The 3,358-nt window shown below is 74.0% G+C and carries 4 protein-coding genes; all 4 read right to left on the reverse strand.

Annotated features, from left to right (window positions below; genetic code table 11):
• Nucleotides 1-98 precede the first annotated feature (98 nt).
• The 4 genes from epsC to AWZ10_RS42020 are packed head-to-tail and all read right to left on the reverse strand — an operon-like array spanning nucleotide 99 to nucleotide 3,259.
• Nucleotides 99-746 carry a serine O-acetyltransferase EpsC gene (epsC, locus tag AWZ10_RS53250; protein WP_079104660.1) on the reverse strand — a complete coding sequence of 216 codons (648 nt, stop codon included), beginning with the start codon at nucleotides 744-746 and terminating at the stop codon, nucleotides 99-101.
• Nucleotides 743-1,687: an isopenicillin N synthase family dioxygenase gene (locus AWZ10_RS42010; protein ID WP_046708810.1), complete on the reverse strand. Its 945-nt coding sequence runs from the start codon at nucleotides 1,685-1,687 to the stop codon at nucleotides 743-745. Before AWZ10_RS42010 ends, epsC begins: the two co-directional genes overlap by 4 nt.
• Nucleotides 1,684-2,391, reverse strand: a complete 708-nt coding sequence (locus AWZ10_RS42015) for a class I SAM-dependent methyltransferase (RefSeq protein WP_060893743.1) — start codon at nucleotides 2,389-2,391, stop codon at nucleotides 1,684-1,686. The genes AWZ10_RS42010 and AWZ10_RS42015 overlap by 4 nt, the downstream gene beginning before the upstream one ends.
• Nucleotides 2,375-3,259 (reverse strand): pyridoxal-phosphate dependent enzyme, encoded by an 885-nt coding sequence (locus AWZ10_RS42020; protein WP_079104661.1) that lies wholly within the window; start codon nucleotides 3,257-3,259, stop codon nucleotides 2,375-2,377. Before AWZ10_RS42020 ends, AWZ10_RS42015 begins: the two co-directional genes overlap by 17 nt.
• Nucleotides 3,260-3,358: the final 99 nt, after the last annotated feature.

Raw genomic sequence — 3,358 nt, forward strand, 5'->3', positions numbered from 1 at the left:
GCGCATCCAACACCGTTCGGGACGCGCGCAGTTCCGGGAGTTGGCAGCAAATGTCACTCCTGGACACTGTTTAGGAACGGTGTTCTGTGCGGTCCGGTTCACCGTCCTTCTCCGGCGGGTTCAGGGGCGGGGTGTTCTGGGGCCGGGCCGGCGGTGTGCGGGGGCCGGGGGTGTGCGCGGCTGCGTGGCGCGGGGGTGCGGGCGGGGGTGCGGGCGGGGGGGTGGGGGGTGGGGGCGGGCAGGTTGCGCAGGACGAGGCCGTGGGCGGTGATCCGGCAGTCGTCGCCGACGGTGACCGGTCCCAGAACGGACGCGCCGGTCCCGATCATCACCCGGTCGCCGATGACCGGGTGACGGCGCCGGCCGGGGCCGCTGTCGTGCAGCCAGCCCCTCGAACCGAGCGTGACGCCGTGATACAGCGTCACGTCGTCACCGACGACGGCTGTTTCGCCGATGACCACGCCGAATCCGTGGTCGATGAACGCCCGCCGGCCGATACACGCTCCGGCGTGGATCTCCATGCCGGTCAGCAGACGCGCCAGCCGGGTCAGGGCCGCGGCGCTCGGGCGGTGTCCGCGCCGGTGGAGGCGGTGTGCGAGGCGGTGCAGGGCCAGGCCCTGCCAGCCGGCGTGCAGCAGCGCCTCGCCCCGGCCCGAGCAGGACGGGTCGCGTTCGAGGACCGCCTGCAGGTCCTCCCTGACCAGCTCCACCAGCGTGGGGGTGGTCCGGGAGGCGGAGCGGCTCATCGGGCGGGCGCCGCGGCGCCCGGCCGGCCCAGCCGCCCGATCCGGTACATGGTGCGCTGGAACAGCTCGTCCGCGGTGAGGGTGGCGAATCGCTGCGGGCTGTCCTCGGCGCCCGGCAGCCGCAGCGGGGTGAGGGTGGTCCAGGGTGCGGGGTGGCAGAACTGCACGATGGACAGGCGGCCCTGGCTCGTACCGGGCGTGGCCACCACCCGGTGCACGGCAGCGCGCGCCAGCCCGCCGGTGAGCCGTTCCAGGACCATGCCCACGTTGACGACGGCGTACCCCGGTGGTGCCTGGACGGCCAGCCACTCACCGTCGAGCTGCACCTGCAGGCCTGCCGCGCTCGCCCGGGGCAGGGTGGTGATCAGGTCGAAGTCCTGGTGCTGTGCCGCCCACACATGCCCGGGGGAGGGGGCCTGCTCCATCGGCGGGTACCAGGCGGCCCGGTTGACGGCGGGGCCGTCCTGCAGCATGTCGCTGAAGTAGTCGGGGTGGACGCCCAGCGCGCCGGCCAGCGCGTCCACTACCTCGTGCTGGAAGCGCAGCATGCGGGTGTGCAGTTCACGCAGGGCCGAGCCGATGCCGGGCACCAGGTGGTCGGGGAAGTAGGGGTCGGGGTAGCGGGCCGGGTAGCGCACGCGCAGCGGGTGCCCGGCGGGCAGTGCGGCCCCCCAGTGGAAGAGCTCCTTGAAGTCCGCCACCGGGCCTTTCTCCGCGTGTTCGGCCAGCGGCGGGGTGTAGCCGGACTGGCCGTTGCTGCCCGGCACCCGGCAGGTCCTCTTCTGCTCGGGTGTCAGGGCGAAGAAGGCGGACAGGAATCCGTACGCCTCGTCCAGCAGGGACTCCGCGACGGTGTTGCGGACGAGGAAGACCCCGTCGTGCAGTGCGCTGCGCAGGTGCAGGCGGCCCTGGGGCCGTTCCAGGTCGATTTCCTTGATCATGCCGGGTTCCCCTTTCGCTTCGGCTTCAGGACGGGGGCCGGTTGCCGGTCTTTGCGAAATGCCAGCGCCAGGTAGGCCAGCCGGTGGCCCCGGTAGGAGAAGTCACGGTCGATCACCAGGCGCCCTTTCGGGGTGAGCCCGGCGCCGGTGTACAGGCCGGTGACGGCCTCTTCGGTCAGCCACCAGTTGAGCCGGCCGTCGTCCAGGGGCAGTTCGGTGACGGTGCCGTCGGGGCTGAGGAAGACGCTGACGACGAGGGTTCCGCCGGTGCGCAGCAGGCCGGCGCCGTGTGCGGCCCAGGCCTGCCAGTCGGCGCGCCGCTGGTGGTGCAGACAGCCGTTGTCCACCACGAGGTCCAGCGGGGCGCCGGTGAAGTCCAGGAAGTCGCCCTGGCGGAAACGGAGCAGGCCCCGGGCGGGCGGGGGTGCGTCCCAGACGTCCAGCAGGTCCAGGCCGGTGCTGTCGGCGTCCAGGTGTTCGGTCAGGGCCGTGATCTGCCGGCCGCGGCCGCAGCCCACGTCCAGGACCCTCGGGCGGCGGCCGGTGACGGTTGGTGCCTGCTCCAGGGCGAAGCGGGTGATCGCGTCGCTGGTGTCGGCGCCGGTCCAGGAGTCGCGCCGGCGGCGGTACCAGTGGCTGAAGGAGCCGGCGACGGTGCGGCGGTAGGCGGCGTAGCCGTGCGGTGTCTCAGTGGTCTGCGGCATGGGCCCATTCCTCCGTGGTTCCCCGGCCTGCGGCGACGGCCACGGCGTGCCCGCCGCGCAGGTCCTCGTCGATGACGCGGGACGCGCTGAGCCAGGCGCCCGCCGCGCTGCTGCAGACGGCGATCTGCTGGGTGCGGCGCAGCCGGCCCATGGCCTTCAGCGCCTGCGGGTAGCAGACGCCGGCGAAGGCGACGCTGTCCTCGTAGGGGGCCAGCAGCGGCTGCCGCAGGCCGTGCCCCAGGCCCCCGGTGCCGCTCATGCGGGGGGTGCCGTCTGGTGCGCGGGTGTCGCCGTAGGGGGCCTCGGCGGGGAACACGGCCGTGACGCGGCAGCCCGGCCAGCGCGAACGCAACGCCTGTGCGGTGCCGACGAGGGTGCCGGCGGAGCCCACCGAGGCCGCCAGCACGCCGGGCCGTATCCCTTCCCGGGCGAGCCGGGCGACGATCTCGGCGCCGGTCTGTTCACGGTGCACGGCGACCGCTTCGGGCGCGCAGTGCTGCAGCAGCAGGTGGCGTTCCTCGCGTTCGGCGATGCGCGCCGCCTCGTCCATCGCTCCGAGGAATCCTGTGCCCCGGGGCGCGTGGGTGACCTGTGCGCCGTACCGGCGCAGGGTGCCCGTCAGGCGCTCGGGCGAGCCGTACGGCACGGCCAGGTGCACATCGAGGCCGAGCAGCGCGCACATCTCGGCCAGGGCCAGGGCCAGGGAGCCGCCGGAGTACTCGGCCAGGCGGACCGCGGGCGTGCCGGCCCGGGCCACGGCCGCGCACAGCAACGCGTAGGCGGTACGGGCCTTGACGGTGCCGGTGAGGTTGGCGGCCTCCGCCTTCAGCCACACCGTGCCCCGCCCGCCCCGGCTGGGCACCGCCACCAGCGGCGTGGAGCCCAGGGCGGGCCGGAGAACTGGGGCTCGGGGTACAGGGTGTGACGGCCAGTCCGCTGCCCGGTCCCTCGGGCGATGTCGAGTACT

The organism is Streptomyces europaeiscabiei, from assembly GCF_001550375.1.
GTDB lineage: Bacteria > Actinomycetota > Actinomycetes > Streptomycetales > Streptomycetaceae > Streptomyces > Streptomyces europaeiscabiei.